This is a genomic window from Paenarthrobacter sp. NPDC091711 (assembly GCF_044756605.1).
Lineage (GTDB): Bacteria > Actinomycetota > Actinomycetes > Actinomycetales > Micrococcaceae > Arthrobacter.
In genome coordinates, this window is the sequence record NZ_JBIVTF010000002.1 from 57,849 (window position 1) to 80,844 (window position 22,996).

Here is a 22,996-nt window from a genome sequence, read left to right on the forward strand (position 1 = left end):
AAAGTGGCCGGCCTCCCGGAGGAGGCCGGCCACTCAGAATGCTATTCCCACTCGATGGTTCCCGGTGGCTTGCTGGTGACATCCAGCACCACGCGGTTAACTCCGTCCACCTCATTGGTGATCCTGTTGGAGATGCGGGCAAGCAGGTCATACGGCAACCGCGACCAGTCCGCTGTCATGGCGTCTTCGGAAGACACCGGACGCAGCACGATCGGGTGACCGTAGGTACGGCCGTCACCCTGAACACCAACACTGCGGACATCGGCCAAGAGAACCACCGGCATCTGCCAAACGTCGTTGTCCAAACCTGCGGCCGTGAGCTCTGCACGGGCAATGGCGTCAGCCTTGCGCAGCAGGTCCAGGCGCTCCTTGGTCACTTCGCCCACGATGCGGATTCCCAGGCCGGGGCCGGGGAACGGCTGGCGTCCGACGATTTCCTGAGGCAGGCCGAGCTGGGCACCAACGGCGCGGACTTCGTCCTTGAACAGGGCCCGCAGCGGCTCGACGAGCTCGAACTGCAGATCCTCGGGAAGGCCACCCACATTGTGGTGGCTCTTGATGTTTGCTGCACCTTCGCCGCCGCCGGATTCGACGACGTCCGGGTACAGGGTGCCTTGGACGAGGAACTTGATCTTTTCACCCTCAGCAGCGGCCTGGGCGATGATGGCCCTCTCCGCTTCCTCGAAGGCGCGAATGAACTCCCGGCCGATGATCTTGCGTTTGGTCTCGGGATCGCTGACGCCGGCCAATGCTGACTGGAAGCGTTCCTGCTCGTTGGCAACGTACAGGTTGACACCGGTGGCTGCTACGAAGTCGCGTTCAACCTGCTCGGCTTCACCTTCACGCAGGAGACCGTGGTCAACGAAAACGCACGTCAGTTGGTCGCCGACGGCGCGCTGGACAAGAGCGGCAGCAACTGCCGAGTCCACACCACCGGAGAGGCCACAGATGACTTTGGAGTCCCCGATCTGCTGGCGGATCCTGTCCACCTGCTCGTCGAGGATATTGCCCGTGGTCCAGTTGGGGCTCAGGCCCGCTCCCTTGAACAGGAAGTTCTCCAGGACGTGCTGGCCGTGCACGGAGTGCTTGACCTCAGGGTGCCACTGGACACCGTAGAGGCGCTTCTCCTCGTTGGCGAAGGCCGCTACCGGCGCACCGGCCGTGGAGGCGAGCACTTCGAAGCCCTCAGGGGCTTCGTGAACGGAGTCACCGTGGCTCATCCAGGTGTTCTGGGAAGAAGGAACGCCATCCAGGATGGAGCGCGCGTCGCCTACAACCAGTGCTTCGGTTGCGCCGTACTCCCGGAGACCGGTCTGCGCCACCTTGCCACCCAAGGCGTTGGCCATGGCCTGGAAGCCGTAGCAGATGCCGAAAACGGGCACCCCGGCTTCGAAGAGGTCAGCGCCAACGCTCGGGGCGCCCTCTGCGTAAACGCTTGAGGGCCCTCCGGAGAGAATGATGGCTGCCGGGTTCTTGGCCAGAAGCTGCTCGGTGGTGAAGGTATGCGGAACAATTTCCGAATACACATTCGCTTCGCGGACGCGGCGGGCAATCAGCTGCGCGTACTGGGCACCGTAGTCAACAACCAGCACCGGCTTCTGGGAAGTTTGGGGTGCGGTGGGAGTAGTCACCAGACAAGACTACTTTGCCGGGCTGCCCGGGCGCACGTTGACGAAGGCGTCCAAGGCCCAAAACGGCCCCGCCGTTAGGCATCTCACATCTGGACGCCGCAGGTGCTAGTAGCGCTTGGACGCCTGCGGATTAGCTGCCAGTTCCGCTTCCACCTGCGCATGGAATTTCTTCTCCACGATGAAGGACAGCAGCGGGATGACTCCGCCGAGCGCCAAAAGGACCATCTTGGAGAAGGGCCAGCGCATGAGCGACCACAGTCGGAAGTTGGAAACCAGGTAGACCACGTACATCCAACCGTGCACAATCAGCACCGAGGTTGAGATGTTGAAGCCGCCAATGACTCCCTTGGGTTCGGATTCAGCAAAGCCAAAGCCGAACGGCTGGCCTGTAACTGCATTCGTGCCGCCAGCGAAGAGCGAGACGCCGAATCCGTAGCGGGCGATCAGTTCAGCACACAGCAACAGAAGCATGGCACCGGTGAGGTACGCCATGACTTTGTAGAACTTCAACGCCGAACGGATTTGTGCTTCTGTCCCACCGAAGCGCCGCTTCTTGGGCTTGGGTCCGGATTGTTCGGGCTGGATAGCCGGTTTTGGCTCAATCATTGCTGCACCTTTTGTTCTGGCTCTGGGCTGGTGGGTTCTGTGGTTGCCTCGGGATGGCCGTCGTCGTCGAACTCGTCATCCTCGTCCTCGTCTTCTTCAAGGTCGCGCCGGTAGTCGTCCTTCACCAGCCGCCACCAGATGAAGATCGAGAACCCAGCGAAAACAACCCATTCCACTGCATAGAAGAGGTTCAGCCAGTTGACCTGCTCTGCAGGGGGCTGCGGCGGGATGTTGAGTGCCTTGACGTCGTCTCCGAGGGGAATCGCGACGCCGCCCGAAACTTCAGACGTTGCGGCGATGAAGCCTTGGTAACTGGACACTTCCCACGTGTTGATGAGTTCCGCCGCGGAGACTGCAGACGCCCGGCCTGGACCGGCGTCGACGTTTGGAACCGGCGCTTCAGAGGGGATGAGGCGACCGGTCAGCGTGATGGTTCCCGACGGCGGCGGGCCGGCTTGGGCGGCGTCAGCCACCCAGCCGCGGGCCACAGGGATCCAGGTTTGCGGCGAGGCGCCGACACCTTTCAGGGCCGGGGCGTTGTTGACCGCGAAGGCGGAGACGATCCAGAAGCCTTTTTGGTCGTTGTAGAGACGTCCCTCAACTAGAACCTGCTTCTGGGGATCGTAGGTTCCTGTGGCGGTGACCATCTGGTCCGAGACCGAACCGGGGAAGAACTGGCCCGGCTGGAGGACATCCACCAGGGGTTTTACTTCTTCGATGCTGGACGGCGCCGGGGGCTCATGTTGGGCAGACCGGCTGAGCTGCCATTGGCTGAGCAGCACAAACACCCCGGACAACAGAAGCGCAAAGACCAGTCCTGCGATCCAGCGGGGTTTCAACGCGGTTTTCAACACCCCTTAACCGTACTTCGTCCGGCTGTAGAACAACGAAACGGGCCAAGCAACGGCCCTGGAGTGGGGCAGCCGGGTCCCTGTGTGGCGACGAAGTCGACACGAAAGGGCCTGCCCTAGAGTGGGGCAGCCGGGTCCCTGCGTGGCAACGAAGTCGACACGAAAGGGCCTGCCCTAGAGTGGGGCAGCCGGGTCCCTGTGTGGCGACGAAGTCGACACGAAAGGGCCTGCCCCAATCTCAGTGGTCGAAGAACACCAGGCTGGAGTTGATGAGTTCGGAAATGACCTCGGTATCGTGGGCCCGGCGAAGGGACTCCCGGAAAGATTCCTTTGACAGGGAACGGGCCAACGTGGCCAGGACCTCGAGGTGGTCGGAGAAGGAACTGGCTGGCGTGGCGATGAGGAGGACCAAGGTTGCCGGACCGTCAGTGGCGCCGAAGTCCAGGGCATGGCCAAATTTGGTCACGCCAACCGCTATGGAGATCCTGTCTACGAATTCGCTGCGGGCATGCGGAAGACCAATCCCGCCGGGCAGACCGGTGGCAAGTTGGTGCTCCCGTGAGTGCACTTGCTCCAGGAAGCCCTCAAGGTTGGAAATCCTGCCGGCTGCGTGGAGCCTGTGCGCCAGTTGAGCTGCGGCATCGATCTTGTCCCGGGCAACAAGTTCAAGGATGACCGTATCCGGGGTTGTCAGTTCCGCGTCGTACCGGTCAAGTGGTTCAGCCAAGTTGTGTTCCCTCCGTGTGGCCTGCCGGCCTCAGTCCCTTGAACTGGTCAGCGAAGGGGAACGATGTCATCCACTCCCATGCGCGCAGCATCGGCCGATTCGTCATCGGGTTGCTGCTGACTAAGCCGTTCAGCTTCCACACGCGCCAGGTAGTGCTTGATTTCGCTTTCGCGCTGAGTCTCGCTCCAGCCAAGGATTTCTCCCATCAGCTTAGCTACTACGGGCGCCGCAGACACACCCCGGTCCCATGCTTCGATGGAGATCCGGGTGCGGCGGGTCAGGACGTCGTCAACGTGCCGTGCGCCCTCGTGGGTTGTTGCATAAACAACTTCCGCGGCCAGATAGTCATCTGCTCCGGGAAGGGGCTCTCCCAATTCCGGCCGTGCGGCGATGATCTCCAGGACTTCCGGGGTCATGGATCCGAAGCGGTTGAGCAGGTGCTCCACACGGGCCACGTGAACCCCGGACTGTTCTGCTGATCTGCCCCGCCGGTTCCACGCAGCTTTGAATCCCTCCGCTCCGAGCAGCGGAATGGTTTCGGTGCAGCTGGATGGCACGCGTTCGTCCATGGCCCTGGTTGCTTCGTCCACGGCGTCTTTGGCCATGACGCGGTAGGTGGTGTACTTCCCGCCGGCCACCACAACGAGTCCCGGCACCGGATGTGCCACCACATGTTCCCTGGACAACTTGGCTGTCGAGTCGTTGTCCCCCGCCAGCAGTGGGCGGAGGCCCGCGTACACGCCTTCTACGTCCTCGCGGGTCAGCGGGCGTTTGAGGACCTTGTTGACATGCTCCAGAACGTAGTCGATGTCCTTGCTGGAGGCCGCCGGGTGAGCCTTGTCCAGTGTCCAATCGGTATCAGTAGTGCCGATAATCCAGTGCCGGCCCCAGGGGATCACAAAGAGCACCGACTTTTCGGTGCGAAGAATCAGCCCGACGGTGGACTGGAACCGGTCCCGTGGAACCACCAAGTGGATTCCCTTGGATGCACGGACCTTGAGCTGGCCGCGGTCCGTCACCATGGCCTGCGTTTCGTCGGTCCACACACCGGTGGCGTTGACCACTTGCTTGGCCCTCACTTCGAAGACGCTGCCGTCCTCTTGGTTTTCCACCTTGGCCCCGACAACGCGTTCCCCTTCACGCAGGAAATCCACCACACGGACCCGGTTGGCCGCATGGGCTCCGTAGTGTGCGGCGGTCCTGACGAGGTTGACCACCAGACGGGCGTCGTCCACTTGGGCGTCGTAGTAGCGGATGGAGCCCACGAAGGCATCTTCCTTGAGGCTGGGAGCAGCTCGGAGGGTTCCGCGCCGGAACAGGTGCTTATGCATGGGGACACCGCGGCTGTTGCCGGATGTCAGACCCAACGTGTCATAGAGCATGATTCCCGCGCCAACATAGGGGCGTTCCCAGATACGGCGTGTCAACGGGTAAAGGAAAGGGACAGGACGCACCAGGTGTGGTGCGATGCGTTGGATCAGCAGGCCCCGCTCTTGGAGGGCTTCCTGGACCAGGCCAAAATCCAGCATCTCCAGGTACCGAAGTCCACCGTGGATGAGCTTTGACGACCGGGACGACGTGCCGGAGGACCAGTCCCGGGCCTCAACAATGCCCACAGTGAGGCCACGGGTGACGGCGTCCAGGGCCGCGCCGGCACCGACGACGCCGCCTCCGACAATCAGGATGTCGAGCTCTTTACCCGCCTGAGCAGTAGCCTTCAGGACTTCGATTGATGCGGCGCGGGCTTCCGGGCTGAGTGCTCCCGGTGAATTTACCTGCGGACCGCCTGCGACATTGCTCATCGGACCCCTCCTCAAACGCAACAGCTGGTAGTCCCCTACCCTACTTGCTGCTTGCCTCGTTGGGCAGGGCTCGAACTGCTGCATCCTGAGCACTCACCAACAAAGGCGGCCCGGAAGTATGTATGGTCTCCTCCCGGGCCTTCCTGGCTGAGGTTTAGCCGAGATACGGCGAGACGACCACGTCTACCCGTTGGAATTCCTTCAGGTCCGAATAGCCGGTGGTTGCCATCGAGCGGCGCAGGGCACCGATCAGGTTTGACGTTCCGTCAGTGTGGTGGCCTGGTCCGAAGAGGACCTCTTCCAGCGGACCAACGGTACCCACGTTGACGCGGTCACCACGCGGGGACTCGAGGTGGTGGGCTTCGGGACCCCAGTGCCAGCCACGGCCAGGCGCTTCTTCTGCGCGGGCAAGTGCGCTGCCGAGCATGACGGCGTCGGCTCCCATGGCGATGGCCTTGACGATGTCGCCGGAGCTGCCCATGCCGCCGTCGGCAATGACGTGGACGTAACGTCCGCCGGACTCATCCATGTAGTCACGGCGTGCGGCAGCGACATCGGAGATGGCCGAAGCCATGGGCGAGTGGATGCCAAGGGCACGGCGTGTGGTGGATGTGGCGCCGCCACCGAATCCCACCAGGACGCCGGCGGCGCCCGTTCGCATCAAGTGGAGGGCAGGGGTGTAACCAGCTGCGCCGCCAACGATGACGGGAACATCGAGTTCGTAGATGAACTGCTTGAGGTTCAGCGGTTCATGGTTCTTGGACACATGCTCGGCAGAGACGGTGGTTCCGCGGATAACAAAGATATCGACGCCTGCTGCCACCACGGTCTTGTAGTGCTCCTGGGTGCGCTGCGGCGTGAGGGAACCGGCGATGGTCACGCCCGCGGCGCGGATCTCGGCCAAGCGGGAGCTGATGAGTTCCGGCTGCACGGGAGCCTGGTACAGGTCCTGCATGCGCCGCGTAACGGCAGGGCTGCTGGTCTCATCAGCCAGGGCGGCGATCTCGTCCAGGACCTTCTGCGGGTTCTCGTACCGGGTCCACAGCCCTTCGAGGTCCAGGACACCGAGGCCACCCAGGCGCCCCAACGCGATGGCGGACTCCGGTGACATCACCGAATCCATCGGCGCAGCGATGACAGGCATGTCGAATTTGTAGGCGTCGATCTGCCAGGAGACAGAGACGTCCTTCGGGTCACGCGTCCGGCGGTTCGGAACGATCGCGATGTCATCCAGGGAGTAGGCACGACGCCCACGCTTGCCACGGCCAATCTCAATCTCATAAGTCACGGCTCTTACTTTACTGGACCCCTCCCGGAACCCCGATTCGACAGCTGAACTATGTCCCCGGCAAGCGAGGCCTCCGCGCGCGTGCCGGGCAGCTTTCCCCATGGGCAGGGGTGCCCATGGCAGTCCCCCGGACGTATCCGATAGCCTGCCACAACACACAAACCATGCAAGGGGGACCCATGGCGCCTGGATTATTCGGAGCCGATATTGAACAGCTCCGGTCGTTATCCAAACAAATGGGACAGGCCGGAAGCCAGCTCCAGAACCAGGAGCTCCAAATCAACGGCCTGATCTCCAGCGTTGCATGGAAAGGAACGGACGGCGAGCGTTTCCGCCGCGAATGGAGCGGCACACTGCGGCCCATGCTGCACAAGGCGTCCCGTTCCCTGGATGACGTGTCCAAGACGCTCCGCACCCAAGCCGATGAACAGCACAAGGCCAGCGCCCAAGGCGGTCCGGGCGGGCCGAATGGTTCACCGGTTCCTGGCGGCAACGGAAGCCAGGACACTTCAGCCACCGGCCTGGAAGGACTCTTCAGCGTCACCGGCAGCACGGAGTGGTGGGCCGGAAACGCCCTGGTGACCGCGAACGGCGTGCTGGCGGATTCGCTCCTGGCACAGATGGCCAGGGGCGGGTTGGTCACGGAGCTGACTAAATGGCCCTGGCTGAGCGCCCAATACGGTCAAACCGCCGGCGCCGGTTACGTCAAGGGCACCCAATTACTCAATGGCAGCGCGATGCTCGGGCGACTCTCCGGAGCCCTGGGTCTTGTCACTGGTGGGTTGCAGGTCTATCAGGGCATCCAGACGGGACATCCAGGGGTGGCAGTGGACGGCGGCATCTCCGCTGCCCTGGCCGTGGGCAGCTTTGTGCCGGTTATCGGCCCCGCCTGTGCCATCGCCGGCATCGCTTGGGGCGGGCTGGGCCTTTTGGCCACCAACATGGGCTACGACTCCGCTTCTTCCATGGTGGCTGACGGCGCCAAGCATGTGTGGGAAGGCGCCCAGGATGTTGGCGAGGCTGTAGCCGACGGCGCAAAGAAGGTCTGGGGATGGCTCACATGATCGCCCCACTTCCTAGACTGGATACAGAACCGCAGAACAGAAGGCAGAAATGACCACCCAGACCGAAGAAATCCCGGCTCTGCTCATCACCGAGCATGAGCTCATCGCTCTCATTGCGCTAGCTGGCACCGATGCCGCGCTGAGATGCCAGACCTTGTTCCGCCTCGACCATGCCTCCGGCGCCCCGCTGGAACAGGCCGGTGTCTCCACGCTGCTGGAGCGTGGGTTGATGAAGATTGACAACGACTCGCTCCAGCCAGTCGGTCCGGCCGCCACGGTGACGGCTGTCCTGGCAGATGCCACGTCATGGCTGGAAACAGCTCTTGTGACCCCCACCTCCGAGCATGTCTCCTTTATGTTCGGCGCAGAACAGGGCGCCCTTCTTCTCAACCTGAACAAGTACGGCGTTCACGAACTGCATCCCCTGACGGGCTCCGAAGGCATGATCGCCACGGCAGTGCAGATGGCTGATTACTATCTGAAACAGGCGCCGGACGGATTCCCCGCCGCCGCCACAACCCGCCAGCACTTCATTGACGGAACCTCCCGTGCAGTTCACGTCAAGGCGGAGGCCGATGGCTCCCTGTCGATTGCAGCAGGTGAAGGCGAGAACCTGAAGTCGTCAGCCCTGTCCCCTGAGCAATTCAACGCCCGCATCCGCGCAGGGCTGGAGCAGTACCCCGGGTGAGCTACCAGACAGGCCCCACTCCACTGTCCCATCCTGCCCGCCCCCTGGATTACTGGCTTTCGGCGGAGCTATCCGCCATTACTCCAGCGAATGCGCGCTCCCGCCTGCGTGAAATCGCCAGCGCTCGCGGGTCTTACATGGGAGCTTGGGCTGCCGGGATCGGGATCGGCGCAAGCCTCGTCCTCATGGGTGTAGTCCTGGCTGTTCGGCTCGGCACGTTCGCGCTGATTCCTGCCCTTAGCCTTCCCGGCGTGGCCATCGCCGTGCTCTGCTGCGTCTTCTATGTGCGGGTACGGGACCGGTTGCCGCAAACGGGCCGGGCGCTGGTCAATCGTGGGCCCGGGAGTTTGCGGGGGGCCCTTTCCTTCGTGGGGTTCATCCTGTTCGCCTTCATTGGGCTGTTTGCCCTCATGGCCAAACCATCCACCTGGCAGGATTCCGCCCTCCTGCTGACGCTGGCCACAGTTCTTGCGTTCATCGTCTGCCTCCTCGTGGTTGGCATCATCGTCCCGGCCACCATCGCAGGCCGTTCGAGGGAGTCGCTTCGCCGCAAGGCTGCAACTGATCCCCATTTCCGGGCGCTGCTGGAGCAGGACCTCGCCACGTGGCGTGATCCCTACGGCAACGCAGGATACGGCCCGCTCTAAGCCTCAGGGTGTGTTCTGACTGCTCTCATCCACGGAGAGCTGGGATTCGAACATCCGGAAGTACCGTCCCCTCAACGCCACGAGTTCTTTGTGTGTGCCTTGCTCCGCAATGCGCCCGTCCTCCAGCATGTACACAATGTCAGCTTTCTCTATGGTGGCCAGGCGATGACTGATGGCAATGATGGTGCTGCTCCGGTCCGCGAACAGCCTGGTGAAGATCCGGTGCTCGGCCAAAGCATCAATGGCGGATGTGGGCTCGTCCATGACCATGAACGAGGCGTCGCGATAGAAGTTCCGAGCCATGGCCAGCCGCTGCCATTGGCCACCTGAGAGCCCGCTTCCCTTGCGCCCCCGAGGGTCTTCCATCCAGTTGCTGACGTGGTTCTCCAAGCCGTTAGGCAACTTATTGATGAATTCCATGGCTTCGGCGTCAGCGGCCGCCCGCCGGATGCGGTCATCGTCCCGGGGCTGGTCCACGTCTCCCAGATAGATGTTCTCCGCGGCCGTGGCGAACTCGTACTTCAAGAACTCCTGGCTCAGAACAGCAAGGTGCCGGTGCCAGCTGGTCACGTCAACCTTGGCGAGGTCCACGCCGTCCAACAGGACTTGGCCGGAATCCGGCCGGTACAGCCCTGCCAGGATACGGATCAGCGTGGACTTGCCGGCACCGTTCTCCCCCACAATCGCGATGTGCTGACCGGCTTTAATGGTCATGGAGATGCCCTTGATGACCTCGATGTCGCTCCCCGTGTAACTGAACCGGATGTCCCGCATTTCCACGGTGGTTGGCGATGTTGGGAGGGGCTCCTCTTTTCCGCTGGGGACGGGCAGGGCCATGAAAAGCTCATAGTCCTTGAGGTTGGCCAGGTCCTCATCTATGGAGCTCAGCGAGGAGACGAGGCTGTTGGCGGTGGACAGCGCACGGCTCACAATCTGCTGGACGTAGAGGAACTGTCCCACCGGCTGCGCCCTTGCGATGATTTGTCCAACCACCCAAACCAAGGACACCACCTCGGCTCCGTACTGAAGGGAATCGGCGGCAAGCTGCTTGGGGATGTAACGCTTTTGGAAGTCCAAGCGCCTGCGCTCGTCGGCGTCGCGCAGCCTCGACCGCAGGTCCATGAGGTACCCAACGATCCCATAAAGGCGCATTTCGGCGATGTGCTGGGGACGGAGCAGGTTTTGTTCGATCATGCGGCGTTGGCGACGCGAATCCACTTGCGTATTCCAGTGTGCAATCTGTTCGCGGGACAGTTTGAACTGCAGGTACACACTGGGCACGATGGCTACCAACACAATGACCGCGATCCACCAGCTCACCAGCAGCAAAGCACCGATGGCCAGGACCACGGAAACAAACTGCGTAAATATGGCAGCTATCCGGTCCAGCACGCGGGCATAGGAATCGGAGAACCGCTTGGCGCGGTCGTAAAGATCCACCGTTTCCTTGTCGTCATATCGCCAGAACTCCAGCGCCAGGAACCGCTGGTACATCATGTCCCCCACGATTGCACCCACTTTGAAGCTCATCAGTTGCTGGATATACCGGTCAACACTGCTGAAGGCTCCCCAGAACAATCCCAGCGCGGCAGTGATGATGACGTACAGAATGGCCCGTGGGCCGGCGTCGGGGTCCCCCGCGTATCCGGCGGCCAGCGCTGTGGTGGTTAAAGCGGCGAAGTAGGTGGTCACCAGCGGAAGGGTTGCCGAGATCAAGGAGCCTGCCACCTTCATGATGACCGCACCGGGTGAGGCTTTGAAGCTCACCTTAAGGACCTGCCCGACGGCGCGTGCGTACGGCCGCAAGGCCAGCTTGCGGGGCGGCGGCTTGCCGGAGTTCAGCCGGACCGACTCCGGGTGCCGCGGCTGCACGGGCTTTTCTGACATGTGCTCAGCCTATTCTTAGGGACCGACAATTCTGCCGCGTCCTGTTAAACAGTTGTTCCCCGTGGAAACTTCCACGGGGAACAACTGTTGAGAAGGTGACGGATCAGCGGGAACCGTAGTTGGGCGCTTCCACTGTCATCTGGATGTCATGCGGGTGCGATTCCTTGAGCCCGGCCGGGGTGATGCGGACGAACTTGCCGCGTGCTTTCAACTCCGGAATGGTGGGGGCGCCAGTGTAGAACATGGTCTGGCGGAGGCCGCCGACCAGCTGGTAAGCCACGGAAGCCAGCGGGCCCCGGAACGCGACCCGGCCCTCAATACCTTCGGGGATGAGCTTGTCATCGCCGGAGACGTCAGCCTGGAAATAGCGGTCCTTGGAGTAGGACGTGTTCTTGCCGCGGGACTGCATTGCGCCAAGGGAGCCCATGCCACGGTAGCTCTTGAACTGCTTGCCATTGACGAAGATGAGTTCGCCCGGGGACTCCTCGCAGCCGGCAAGGAGGGAGCCCAGCATCACGGTGTCGGCGCCGGCGACCAGTGCCTTGCCGATGTCGCCCGAGTACTGGAGGCCGCCGTCGGCAATCAGCGGAACGCCGGCAGGAATTGCCGCCTTGGCAGATTCGTAGATGGCGGTGATCTGCGGAACGCCAACACCGGCAACCACGCGGGTGGTGCAGATGGATCCCGGACCCACACCCACCTTGATGCCGTCAGCGCCGGCGTCGATCAGCGCCTGGGCACCTTCACGGGTGGCAGCCTGGCCGCCGATGATGTCCACGTGCGCGGCAATGGGATCGGACTTGAGGCGGCGGATCATGTCCAGCACGCCCTGGGAGTGGCCGTTGGCCGTATCAACGAACAATGCGTCCACGCCGGCGTCGATGAGCTTCATGGCGCGTTCCCAGCCGTCACCGAAGAAGCCGATTGCGGCACCCACGCGAAGGCGGCCCTCGTCATCCTTTGTGGCCAACGGGTACTGCTCGGCCTTGGTGAAGTCCTTGGTGGTGATGAGGCCCATCAAGCGGCCCTGTTCGTCAACGAGGGGAAGCTTCTCGATCTTGTTGGTGGCCAGCTTGTGTGAGGCTTCCTCACGGCTGATGCCCACATGACCGGTGATGAGCGGCATTTTGGTCATGGCGTCGCTGACGCTGCGCAAGGGGAATTCCGATTCCGGAATGAAGCGGGTGTCGCGGTTGGTGACAATACCCAGCAGACGTCCGTCGGTGTCCACCACGGGAAGGCCGGAGACACGGTAGCGGGAACACAACTCGTCCAGTTCCTGCAACGTTGCCTGCGGGCCAATGGTCAACGGGTTGGTGATCATGCCGGATTCGCTGCGCTTAACGCGATCAACGTGCTCGGCCTGGTCATCGATGGACAGGTTCCGGTGAACCACGCCCAGACCACCTTGGCGTGCCATGGCGATGGCCATCCGGGACTCCGTGACGGTGTCCATGGCTGCTGAAAGCAACGGAGTCTGAACGGAGATGCGCTTGGAGATACGGGACGATGTGTCTGCGTCGGACGGGATGACGTCCGTGTGGCCGGGGAGCAACAGGACGTCGTCGTAGGTCAGGCCAACAAAGCCAAAGGGATCGTGTTCGGGCTGGGTCATGAGTGTGCGCCTCTTACCTGGGTTTCCGGGGGCTTAACTGGTAGGGGTTGCAACTGATGACCAGCCCGTCATTACGGGACTGGCCTGTGCATTGAGGTACCTATGCAGAAATTACCTGTGCAGATGGTATTGGATAAATACTAGAACCTTCCCGGCGATCGCCATATTCCGGGAGGCCTGAGTGTGAGTAACAGCACTCGAGGAACCTAACTGGCGGACCATCCGGTGGCGGCCAGCAGCCGCTCTTCAAACATCGGGATCATGGTCTGCACGTAGGTCTTGGAGAGGTGATTGTCGTCCTTATAGACATAGACATTGCCCACCACAGCCGGACACGTCCCCTGCTCGCAGATGAAGTCGCTCATATCCATCAGGTAGAGCCTCTCCACCTTGCCGAAGTAATCGTCCAAAGGTGAGGACTCCGCCAAGGATTCTTCAAGCGGCACATTGCAGTCCGGAGAATCCTTGCCCTTCTTCTGGACGCACTCCGGCATGTTGAAACTAAAACGCGGGTTGTCGCGGACACCCACCACATCGATCCCCAAGTCCGTGAAAGGTTTGATGCCTTCAAGGTACCCGGGCACTTCAGTTTCAAAGGGTGCGTCCACGTGCGTCAGCGACGCCACGGTGAACACGGCGTCCGGCTTATGCTCCAGAACATAGGCTGCACTTGCCCTGTTGAAGTCGTTGCAGAAATCTGCACGCTCCGGGGATTGAGCACCGAACCGGCAGCCACCCTTAATCAGTGTCACCACTTCCCAGCCGTGCTGCTTGGCAATGGGGCCGAGGGCGGCCAAGTATTGCTGGGAGTGGGAGTCACCCAAAACAACAATCCTTTTGGTGACAACCTCGGGCTCCTCGTTCTGCAAACATTCCTCCAGCACCGGATCGGTAGGCACATTGTCTCCTGTGCAAACACCGTCCACATTGGCCCACTCGTCCTTCATGGCCGCCGGTGCCGGGATGATCAGGGCTTCCTCACTAGGCTGGCCGGCGTAGTCCGGGGCCAGCGCCGCGGCACCAGGCGTCAGCTCGTGCGGTTGATCCGCAATCGCCGCAGCCTCGGCAGTGATGGCGCTTTGCCAGGCCGTGACCGGTAGTGCCAACAGCGCACCGCAGGAGGCAATCACGACGGCGGCCCGCCAGGACCGCACGTCCGGCCACTTCCAGCTGCGCAGGGGTACTTCCACGAACCTCGTGGTCAGCACAGCGAGCAGCAGGGAAACCGCCATGATTCCCAAGCCTTCCAGGAGGCTTGGTTTGGTGGTTCCGGCGGCTAGAAGGAAAAACACCAGAATTGGCCAGTGCCACAGGTATAAGGCGTATGAATTGTCTCCCAACATGACCAACGGGCGGGCACTCAGGAGGCGATCCACGCCAAAACGGCTGCCGCTTTGCCCGGCGACAATGACCGATGCAGCCGCGAGAGTGGGCCAGAGAGCCACGAACCCAGGGAAGGATCGGTCTACGGGGAGCACTAGCCCGCAGGCCACCATCGCTGCGATACCGATCCACCCGAGGAAGACACGGAGCTTGCGCCCGGGTTTCAGGTACGGGATGGCCAAGGCAAGGAGGGATCCCAGGGCGAACTCCCAGAGGCGGGCACGGGTGTCAAAGTAGGCATATGCCTGGTTGGAGGCGGTTTGCTCGATGGAGAACACGAGCGATGCCAGGAAGACTGCACCGAAGGCGATGAACAGCAGTTGCCGGTGTCCCACGGCTTTTCGCTGTGGAAACAGCCTGGCCAGCAGTGGCTGCAGCAGGGCCACCCCAGCGAAGATGAGTGGCCACAGAATAAAGACCTGGCCTTGTACTGACAGGGACCAGAAGTGTTGAAGGGGGCTGGCGTCCACGTGCTGCTGGGCGTAGTAGTCCACCGCGAAGGCGGCAAGCTGCCAGTTTTGCCGGTACATCAGCGATGCCCACGCTTCGGTGAGGACATCAGGCCATCGGCTCTGCGGGATCAGAGCCCAGGTCCCGGCGAGGATCGCCAGCAGGACAACGACGACGGCGGGCAGCAGACGCTTGAACACGTGGAGCCAGTGCCGCACAAGCTTCAGTGGCGTGCGGCTTTCGAGCTTGCGGGTGAAGGACAGTGTCAGCAGGAAAGCCGAGATCAGCAGGAAGACGTCAACGCCACCTGAGACCTTGCCCAACCAGATATGGTAGGCCGCGACCATCAGCACGGCCAGTGCGCGGAGGCCTTGTACTTCGCGCCGGAAGCCGGGTTTGGCTTGCTGCCCGGAGGAGGAAGGCTGTTGCGGCGGCGTAGCCGGTTTTGGCATCATCGCTGCCACCCTGTCGCGGCAAACCACCTTTCGTCCAGCATGCCTGCCATGCTCTGGACGTAGGTTTTGGTCAGGTGGTTGTCATCGAGGTAGACGAAGGTATTGCCGATGACAGGTGGGCAATAGAGTTCCGGGCAGATCAGATCAGTCAGATCCAATAAGGACAGGTTCTCGAATTTGCCCGTCACTGCATCAAACGGGCTTGGTTCGGCCAGGACGTCGGCCTTGAGCGGCCGGCAGTCCGGACTGTCCACGCCTTTGGCCAGGGTGCAGTCTCTCAGGCTGTAGTTGAAGCGGGGATTGTCCCGCACCGCCACGACGTGGATGCCCAGCTCAGTGACTTGGGGGATGAGATCCTCAAAACCGTACGTCAGTGTTTCATCAGGCCAAGAGGGCACCGCCGCAGTTCCCACCATGAAGAGAGCATCCGGAGTGTGTTCCCGAATGTGGTTGACCACATCACTGTTGAATTGGTTGCAGGCTGGCTCGGATTCGGGATCTTCAGTCGTGAAAGGGCACCCCCCGTATAGAAGGGAGTAGAGGCGCCAATGATGCTCTTCGGCCAGGACCGCCATTGCAGCAAGCCACTGCTGGGAATGGGAGTTGCCCACAACCAGTACCGTTTTTGTGGCGTCCGCCCCGACGCCGTTCTGTTTGCAGTTCTCCTGGAGCAACTTCGCTTCAGGTTTGACGTCTCCGGAGCAGTCGGCGGGCAGGCTCGCCCAGTCGCGCCCAACCCTTTCCACTGTGGGCTGGATGGGTGCATTCGGAGCTGCTTCATTGACGTAGTCAGGCGAGAGGATCTTCGCTCCCGGGTTATCGAACACCATGCGTGCCTCGGCTGCTTGCTCATCCAGATCCAGACGATACTGGAACGCCATGAGGGGCGCGGACACAACAGCGAGGCACGCAGCGATGGCAATCACTGAACGGCGCCGCTTTACCTCCGGCCATTTCCATTCCCGGAACGGTTTTTCCACGAACTTGGTGGTCAGGAAAGCCAGGGTCAGCGACAACGCGATAATCACCGTACCGGACAGCCAGCCAGCATGGTCCTTGCCGCTCCATGCCAAAGCAATCACAAGAATGGGCCAATGCCAGAGGTAGAGGGCGTAGGAGTTATCACCGAGCCGGACAAGGAACTTCGAACTCAGGATCCGGTCCACACCTAAGCGGCTTCCGGTTTGGCCGGCCGCGATCACGGCTACCGCAGCCAGCGTGGGCCATAAAGCGACGAAGCCGGGGAACGCCGTCTGTACCTGGAGCAGTATTCCGCAGCTGAGCATGGCGGCCACACCCACCCATCCCATGACAATGCGTACAGGCTTGGAAAAGTTCAGCGCGGGCAGGATCAAGGCCACCAGTGTGCCCAGGGCAAATTCCCACAAACGGGCAAAGGTATCGAAGTACGCCACTGCCTGGTTGCTGGCGGTGAAGATGATGGAGTAGACGAACGAGACCAAAAAGATGATCGCGAACACGTACACCAGGGTGGCGCGGTAGCGGAGCGCAAAGCGGCGGCACACCAGCGCTGCAGTGGCGAAGATGATGGGCCACAGAATGAACACCTGGCCCTGGATGGACAGCGACCAGAAGTGCTGCACCGGGCTGGCCATGCTGTGGTCAGTGGCGTAATAGTCAACCGCCAGGTCCTGCAGCAGCCGGTTTTCAAAGTAGAACAGGGAGGCCCAGGTTTGCTGGACGATCTCAAACCAGCGCGTGGCCGGCAGGAAAATGAAGGTTGCTGCCAGAGTGGACACCAGAACCACGACGACGGCGGGCAGCAAGCGCCGGAACAGGTGCAGCCAGTGCCGCACAAGGTCCATGGGCCGGCCCTGCTTGTACCGGCCCGTGAACTGGAGGGTCATGAGGAAGGCTGAGATCAGGAGGAAGACATCGACACCTCCGGAGACCCTTCCGATCCAGATGTGGTAGCTCACCACCATGAGGACGGCCAAGGACCGAAGTCCTTGGATTTCGGGGCGGAACTTAGACTTCGCAACGGGTCCGGAAGCCCGCCTACCGCGGTGGGCAGGGGCTGGAATCGTTGGCGTCGTCACGGTAGGCAGTTCCTCAAAGCTGTGGCACAAAGCATCAATATTACGCGTTTTCAGTCGCGCAACCCATGTGGGAAAGTGTTCCTGGCCGCCATTCGATGCCCCATCAGCACAGGTCCAGCCATACATTGTGCCACCCAAACCTGTGCGTGACCTGTGCTGATGCTCTCTCAGCCCGACAGTCTTGGTGCTTGGCACAGCCCTCCATAACGTGAGCTTTCACACGTTGACGAGTCCGCTGGAACGCGGCGCCGTGACCCTCCCGGCAAGGTACCGGGCGTCCCGGCAGACTCCCGGTAGCGTTGCCGAGGCCGCCGCAAACAGGAACTCCTGGCCAATGAAGTACAGGCCCGGGACGCTGTTGGCCACTCCCCTGGTCTGTTGAGGTTCACCGTTGGCGTCAAAGGCCGGCAGGTTCACCCATGAGTAATCCTCGTGATACCCCGTGCACCAGATGACGTTCGCGGCCTCCACCCGTGTCCCGTCTTCCAGCACCGGGAGTCCATCCTGAGCACCAGCCAGCCTGGGGTTGAGGCGGACGCCGGCAGCGGCCAGATCCTTGGTCTTGGTACGGATTAGCGGTGCGGCCATGGATACGAACTTGGGGGCGGCTTTGCGTCCCATGGGGGTGTTGAGGTTGAGAATGTAGAGGCCCAGGAATCGGACCACTGGCAGGGCGAAACGTGCAGCCGTCCGGCCATGCCGCATGGGCATCTCGGCGCTTGGCTTGCCCGCAAGAAGTGTGGGACGGAAGCGGGCAACTTCAAGGGCGATCTCTGCCCCGGAATTTCCCAGCCCCACCACCAGCACAGGGCCTTCCTTCAACTGATCGGGGTTTTTGTAATCTTGCGAGTGCAGTTGCAGGATGCCCCTATCCAGCTCTCCTGCAAACTCCGGCACCTTCGGGATACGATGCCCGCCGGTGGCAATCACCACATTCCTGCTGCTCCACTCACGGTTCCCCGCCCTGAGCAGGAAAGCCTCACCCTCACGGCTGATGTCCTCCACGCTGACGCCTGGAACGTAGGGAAGGTCGAAGCGGCGTACGTATTCCTCCAGGTAGTCGGCCAGTTGATCTTTGGTGGGAAAGGCCAGGGGGTCGCCGGGGAAAGGCAATCCTGGAAGGCCGTCATATTTGGCCGGTGTGAAGAGCCGCAAGGAGTCCCAGCGCTGACGCCAAGCATCCCCCGGCCTTTGATGCTGATCCAGGATGAGGAACTTCCTGCCTTGTTTGGCCAACCAGTATCCGAGGGCGAGCCCGGCCTGGCCACCTCCCACAATGACGGTGTCAACCTCTGGATTCCGGTTTATGGACATCATCGACTCCTATCTCGCTTGCCGTGAATCACTGTGCTCGCAGTGATTTGATAAGAGCCACGCTATGAGCCCGGACCGTGGCGACGCATCGGCCAAATGAGCCACTCACGCCGCGAGGCATGGGTATTTCTGCGCAAGGGCGTCAGCGCATCAGTCCGTGTTCGAAGGCGTACCCGGTGGCTGCGGCCCGGGATTGCACGGCGAGCTTGGAGAGGATGTTGCTCACGTGTCTGGCCACAGTCTTTTCACTCAGATACAGCTCCCGGGCGATGGTCCGGTTCGCGTGCCCTCCAGCCACGAGGCGGAGCACCTCCACTTCACGGTTTGTCAGAGGGGAGCTGCCTTTGCCCTTCTCGCCGGTGAGTTCCAGGACGTCAGTTACTGCCGGGGTCGCCCCAAGATCTGAAAACTCGGCCCTGGCAGCTTCGAACTCCATGGCGGCAGAGTCGGGGTCGCCCAACAAGGCACACGCCCGCCCGGCGAGGACCCTGCACCGGGCGGCCTGATAGGGAGCCTCGAGGCTGTACCAGGTCCTCCACGCACGCCTGGACTCACGAAGGGCATGCTGGGGTTGGCCTTCAGCCAGCAGGACCTGCGCTGCGGCGTGGGCGGCAAGGGCCAGCTCCAGTGGCCGACCGTTCTCCTGAAGAGGTTCTGACAACTCGTCCAGTGCCTGCCTGGCTGCAGCCACGTCTCCAGCGGCAAGTTCAATCTCGACGACGGTGGGCAGTAAGCGACGACGGTTGGCTGAGTCGGCGCCCGCCATCGCGCGCCGCATGGTGGCCTGGGCCTGGGCCGTTTTCCCTTGGGCGAGCTGAAGAAGGGCGATGCCTGGAACGGGCTCAAAACCGGTTCCGGCGGCTGTGGCGTAGGCTTTGGCCGCTTCCTCCACGAACCCCTGCAGCCGGAGTGCTTCACCCTGCTGGTACCAGGATCCGAACGTTGCATCCGGATCGCCCTTCCTCACCCTTCCTTCGGCGGCCCGGGCAACAGCCAGTGCGTCGTCCCACGCTCCATGGAGTATCAGGAGTTCGGCGCGGTAGGCCTGGCATTGTCCGCTGAACATCACCATGTCCGGGCGATCCCCGCACCAGCGTTCCAAAGCCGCAGTCCACTCGTGGGCGCGGCGAACGTCGTTGGAAAGACGGCAACTGCCCAGGACGGCGCAATAGATGATGCCCGCGGGGATGGGGGAGACTTCACCTGCGGTGACCGAAACCATCACTTCATCCAGCAGCTGCAACCCCTCTTCCACGTGTCCAAGGGAAACGTGGGACGTTCCGACGCCAAGCCGGCCCAAGGCTTGGAGGTCTTTATCGTGAAACGAGGTACCCAGCTCCAATGCCCTGGCGAACAGGCCCTGTCCGGCCTCCGGGGCTCCGCTGCGCAACAACCCCAGGGCAGCCGGGATCAGGAGGTACCCCTCGGCCGCACCCGGATCAGGCATCCCCTCCAGCAAGTGCTTGGCGCGGGACAACCAACCATTGCCACGGGCGGCCTCACCCATGTCCATCAGGAACATGACCAGCCACGCCGCACACCTCGCGGCGCTGTCCGTGTCGCCCACAGTCAGGAATTCGTCATGAGCCCTGGCCAGGTACTCGATGCTCTGGCTATTCAAGCCGAGCAACATCGCCACTGACGCCGCCAATTCAATGTCCTGTGGAGGGAGACCGCCCTCTGAATCGGCGCGGGAGAGGCACTCAAGCGCATCGCGCCAACGGCGCTCGTGGAACGCCGAGCGCCCCAAATCCAAGTCTGTGTCCGGAACTGTCATGGTTCACCTTGCGACCGGGAACAGCCGGTTGGCGCACCCAAGCCGTCCTAGTAGCGTCAGGTTACCGCCGCCGTCGTACGCTCACAAGAGCTTGGCGGCGCTGGCCGGACACCACCTCCGGAAACACCACAAGCCCCGGTCATCATGACCGGGGCTTGTGGTGAACAGGGCCGTTAGTGCTGGTGGCCTGCGTGTGCGTCTTCTTCCTCAGCCGGCTTCTCGGCAACCAGGGTCTCGGTGGTGAGAACCAGGGCAGCGATGGAAGCGGCGTTGCGGAGAGCCGAGCGGGTGACCTTGACGGGGTCGATCACGCCAGCGGCGATCAGGTCCTCGTACTCGCCGGACTTTGCGTTGAAGCCGTGGTTGGCTTCCAGCTCGGAAACCTTGGCAACAACTACGAAGCCGTCGAATCCGGCGTTCTGGGCGATCCAGCGCAACGGCTGGACCAGGGCGCGGCGGACGATGCCCACAGCAGCTGCTGCGTCACCTTCCAGCGCCTTGACGGCCGGGGACTCGTCCAGTGCCTTGAGGGCGTGGATGAGAGCGGAACCGCCACCGGAAACGATGCCTTCTTCGAGGGCTGCACGCGTGGAGGAAACGGCGTCCTCGATGCGGTGCTTCTTTTCCTTCAGCTCAACCTCGGTGGCTGCGCCAACCTTGATCACGCCGATGCCGCCGGCCAGCTTGGCCAGGCGTTCCTGCAGCTTTTCCTTGTCCCAGTCGGAGTCCGTCCGGGTGAGTTCAGCGCGCAGCTGTGCAACGCGGTCCGCAACGTCCTCAGCCGTGCCGGCACCGTCAACAATGGTGGTGTTGTCCTTGGTCACCGTGATGCGGCGGGCGGTACCAAGTACCTCCAGGCCAACAGTGTCCAGGCTCAGGCCAAGATCCGGGGAAACAACCTGGGCGCCCGTGAGCGTTGCGATGTCCTGGAGCATGGCCTTGCGGCGGTCGCCGAAGCCCGGAGCCTTGACGGCAACTACGTTGAGCGTGCCGCGGATGCGGTTGACGATCAGCGTGGACAGGGCTTCGCCTTCAATGTCTTCAGCAATGATGAAGAGCGGCTTGTTGGCCTGCAGGGCCTTCTCAAGCAGCGGCAGGAAGTCCTGCAGCGAGGAGATCTTGCCCTGGTTGATCAGGATGAGGGCGTCCTCGAGGACGGCTTCCTGGCGCTCAGCGTCGGTGACGAAGTACGGGGAAAGGTAGCCCTTGTCGAACTGCATGCCCTCGGTGAGGACCAGTTCGGTCTGGGTGGTGGAGGATTCTTCGATGGTGATGACACCATCCTTGCCAACCTTGCCGAACGCTTCGGCCAGCAGTTCGCCAACCTCGTCGCTCTGCGCGGAGATGGCTGCAACGCTGGCAACCTGGGTGCCTTCGACTTCGCGGGCATTCTCCAGGAGGCGGGCTGCGACTGCTTCAACAGAAACCTCGATGCCGCGCTTGATCTCGCCAGGAGCGGCGCCGGCAGCAACGTTGCGCAGGCCTTCCTTGACCAGGGCCTGTGCCAGCACGGTAGCCGTGGTGGTGCCGTCGCCGGCGACGTCGTTGGTCTTGGTGGCTACTTCCTTGGCCAGCTGTGCGCCAAGGTTCTCGTAGGGGTCATCAAGCTCAACTTCGCGGGCGATGGTCACGCCGTCGTTGGTGATCGTGGGAGCGCCCCACTTCTTGTCCAGCACGACGTTGCGGCCGCGCGGGCCAAGCGTCACCTTGACAGTGTTGGCGAGCTTGTCGATACCGGCCTCAAGAGACCGGCGGGCAGCATCGTTAAAAGCAAGCTGCTTTGCCATGGTTGTGTCCTTTCAAGACAGAAAACCCGCACCGCTGACGGCTGGAATGATTCCAACGCGACGGCGGTGCGGGGCTCCGGGAAGTTACTTTACGACGATCGCAAGGACGTCGCGGGCGGACAGAACGAGGTACTCGTTGCCGCCGGTCTTGACTTCGGTTCCACCGTACTTGGAGTAGATGACGACGTCGCCAACAGCTACGTCAACCGGTACGCGGTTGCCGTTGTCATCGAAGCGGCCGGGGCCGATTGCAACAACTTCGCCTTCCTGCGGCTTCTCCTGCGCGGAGTCCGGAATGACCAGGCCGGAAGCCGTGGTCTGCTCTGCTTCGAGCGGGCGAACAACAATACGATCCTCAAGAGGCTTAATCGAGACCGACACTCGGACTCTCCTTTTCATGAGCTGATTCATGGACTAAGAACTAGGGTGCCTGGGCGTTCAACCGTCGTCGCGGTGCCGGAAGACGCTTGGCGTGGTTAGCACCCTCCGGGGGAGAGTGCTAATACGACTCTATGTAAGCGTTAGCACTCGGTCAAGGTGAGTGCCAGCATTTCGTCATGGGTGAACGTCCTTCACCTGCCCGTGAGGTCGTCCAGATCGTAGTCTTCGCCGTCGTCATCCTCGTCAAGGGGAGCATTACCGCGGTTCAGGTAGAGCACCACGGCAGAGGCAACAGCCACGACGCCGGAGATCACCAGCGTGATGATTCCACCGGTCCGGGCGCCGCTGTAAAGTTCGCGGATGCCTCGCGCTTCATCGGTGGCGTCATTGACGCTCTTGCCAGCCACCGAATAGGTAGCGGCATTGAAGGAATCCAAGGCGAAGATGATGATCAGCAGGCCGATGCAGACCACCGCGATCACGACCCCCGCTATCAGGGCGGGGCGCGCGAACTTTGTCAGGGTGGAGGTGTGCGGGGCAGCGTTGTCTTCCATGAAATCAACCCTATCCGGCTGATTCGCCA

Annotated in this window: 18 protein-coding genes; 3 read left to right on the plus strand and 15 right to left on the minus strand. The window is 62.0% G+C overall.

Annotated features, from left to right (window positions below; translation table 11 throughout):
• Positions 1-41: 41 nt before the first annotated feature.
• The 6 genes from guaA to ACIQH5_RS03590 all read right to left on the minus strand — a co-directional run bounded on the left by guaA (position 42) and on the right by ACIQH5_RS03590 (position 6,905).
• On the minus strand, positions 42-1,631 hold the full coding sequence (gene guaA, locus ACIQH5_RS03565; protein WP_400400344.1) for a glutamine-hydrolyzing GMP synthase: 1,590 nt from the start codon (positions 1,629-1,631) through the stop codon (positions 42-44).
• A gap of 105 nt (positions 1,632-1,736) precedes the next feature.
• Positions 1,737-2,237 (minus strand): DUF3817 domain-containing protein, encoded by a 501-nt coding sequence (locus ACIQH5_RS03570; protein WP_017200326.1) that lies wholly within the window; start codon positions 2,235-2,237, stop codon positions 1,737-1,739.
• Positions 2,234-3,091 (minus strand): SURF1 family protein, encoded by an 858-nt coding sequence (locus ACIQH5_RS03575; RefSeq protein WP_400400347.1) that lies wholly within the window; start codon positions 3,089-3,091, stop codon positions 2,234-2,236. Before ACIQH5_RS03575 ends, ACIQH5_RS03570 begins: the two co-directional genes overlap by 4 nt.
• A 235-nt stretch (positions 3,092-3,326) precedes the next feature.
• Positions 3,327-3,815 carry a PTS sugar transporter subunit IIA gene (locus ACIQH5_RS03580; RefSeq protein WP_400400349.1) on the minus strand — a complete coding sequence of 163 codons (489 nt, stop codon included), beginning with the start codon at positions 3,813-3,815 and terminating at the stop codon, positions 3,327-3,329.
• A gap of 47 nt (positions 3,816-3,862) precedes the next feature.
• The gene (locus ACIQH5_RS03585; protein WP_400400351.1) at positions 3,863-5,617 is read right to left on the minus strand and encodes a glycerol-3-phosphate dehydrogenase/oxidase; all 1,755 of its coding nucleotides are present in this window, start codon (positions 5,615-5,617) and stop codon (positions 3,863-3,865) included.
• 154 nt (positions 5,618-5,771) lie between these two features.
• Positions 5,772-6,905, minus strand: coding sequence for a GuaB3 family IMP dehydrogenase-related protein (locus ACIQH5_RS03590; protein ID WP_400400353.1), 1,134 nt, complete (start codon positions 6,903-6,905; stop codon positions 5,772-5,774).
• 179 nt (positions 6,906-7,084) lie between these two features.
• Here ACIQH5_RS03590 and ACIQH5_RS03595 point away from each other — a divergent pair, with 179 nt between their 5' ends.
• Genes ACIQH5_RS03595 through ACIQH5_RS03605 form a run of 3 tightly spaced genes read left to right on the plus strand, consistent with a single transcriptional unit; the run spans position 7,085 to position 9,304 of the window.
• A complete protein-coding gene (locus tag ACIQH5_RS03595; protein WP_400400355.1) occupies positions 7,085-7,969 on the plus strand; it encodes a WXG100 family type VII secretion target in 885 nt (294 codons plus the stop codon).
• Positions 7,970-8,018: 49 nt separating this feature from the next.
• On the plus strand, positions 8,019-8,657 hold the full coding sequence (locus ACIQH5_RS03600; RefSeq protein ID WP_400400357.1) for a hypothetical protein: 639 nt from the start codon (positions 8,019-8,021) through the stop codon (positions 8,655-8,657).
• Positions 8,654-9,304: a hypothetical protein gene (locus ACIQH5_RS03605; protein WP_400400360.1), complete on the plus strand. Its 651-nt coding sequence runs from the start codon at positions 8,654-8,656 to the stop codon at positions 9,302-9,304. Before ACIQH5_RS03600 ends, ACIQH5_RS03605 begins: the two co-directional genes overlap by 4 nt.
• Before the next feature lie 3 nt (positions 9,305-9,307).
• Here ACIQH5_RS03605 and ACIQH5_RS03610 read toward each other — a convergent pair whose 3' ends face one another.
• The 9 genes from ACIQH5_RS03610 to ACIQH5_RS03650 all read right to left on the minus strand — a co-directional run bounded on the left by ACIQH5_RS03610 (position 9,308) and on the right by ACIQH5_RS03650 (position 22,967).
• Complete coding sequence (locus ACIQH5_RS03610) at positions 9,308-11,191, minus strand: ABC transporter ATP-binding protein (protein ID WP_400400362.1); 1,884 nt, start codon at positions 11,189-11,191, stop codon at positions 9,308-9,310.
• 103 nt (positions 11,192-11,294) lie between these two features.
• Positions 11,295-12,806 carry an IMP dehydrogenase gene (gene guaB / locus ACIQH5_RS03615; RefSeq protein WP_011775516.1) on the minus strand — a complete coding sequence of 504 codons (1,512 nt, stop codon included), beginning with the start codon at positions 12,804-12,806 and terminating at the stop codon, positions 11,295-11,297.
• A 206-nt stretch (positions 12,807-13,012) separates the two neighbouring features.
• Positions 13,013-15,091: an acyltransferase family protein gene (locus ACIQH5_RS03620; protein WP_400401073.1), complete on the minus strand. Its 2,079-nt coding sequence runs from the start codon at positions 15,089-15,091 to the stop codon at positions 13,013-13,015.
• Positions 15,091-17,040, minus strand: a complete 1,950-nt coding sequence (locus tag ACIQH5_RS03625; protein ID WP_400401075.1) for an acyltransferase family protein — start codon at positions 17,038-17,040, stop codon at positions 15,091-15,093. The genes ACIQH5_RS03620 and ACIQH5_RS03625 overlap by 1 nt, the downstream gene beginning before the upstream one ends.
• 330 nt (positions 17,041-17,370) lie before the next feature.
• Positions 17,371-18,468, minus strand: coding sequence for a flavin-containing monooxygenase (locus tag ACIQH5_RS03630; protein ID WP_400401079.1), 1,098 nt, complete (start codon positions 18,466-18,468; stop codon positions 17,371-17,373).
• A gap of 142 nt (positions 18,469-18,610) precedes the next feature.
• Positions 18,611-20,245, minus strand: a complete 1,635-nt coding sequence (locus ACIQH5_RS03635; protein WP_400400365.1) for a LuxR C-terminal-related transcriptional regulator — start codon at positions 20,243-20,245, stop codon at positions 18,611-18,613.
• Between the two features lie 173 nt (positions 20,246-20,418).
• Complete coding sequence (gene groL, locus ACIQH5_RS03640) at positions 20,419-22,032, minus strand: chaperonin GroEL (protein ID WP_062073085.1); 1,614 nt, start codon at positions 22,030-22,032, stop codon at positions 20,419-20,421.
• A gap of 84 nt (positions 22,033-22,116) precedes the next feature.
• On the minus strand, positions 22,117-22,413 hold the full coding sequence (groES, locus tag ACIQH5_RS03645) for a co-chaperone GroES (protein ID WP_011775524.1): 297 nt from the start codon (positions 22,411-22,413) through the stop codon (positions 22,117-22,119).
• A gap of 191 nt (positions 22,414-22,604) precedes the next feature.
• Entirely contained in the window at positions 22,605-22,967 is a 363-nt protein-coding gene (locus tag ACIQH5_RS03650; protein ID WP_105690057.1) for a hypothetical protein, read from the minus strand.
• Positions 22,968-22,996: the final 29 nt, after the last annotated feature.